General features: G+C 60.3%; 1 protein-coding gene. It reads left to right on the forward strand.

Annotated elements, in window-relative coordinates; translation table 11 throughout:
* On the forward strand, positions 1-188 hold a 188-nt coding region (locus tag E1297_RS49395), incomplete at its 5' end, for a hypothetical protein (RefSeq protein ID WP_209015506.1).
* Between the last annotated feature and the right edge of the window lie 21 nt (positions 189-209).

The following is a 209-nucleotide window of genomic DNA, read 5'->3' on the forward strand; positions in this document are numbered from 1 at the left end:
CGCAGATATGTTCGGAGCATGCCGCCACGAACCAGGATATGAACAAAGGAGCGCTCGACGATTTCAGTCCGCAATCTGAACGCTTGCCGGGCGACGCCCGATTTGAGCTGTGTCCGGTTGTTGGGGACGGCACGGCGTGCTGCCTCATTGCCGTGTCAGCGGGAAAACCCTTTGCGGGTCGGCTCTGAAATCCGGGTCTTCCACGGGCT

Source organism: Roseibium sp. RKSG952 (genome assembly GCF_009711355.1).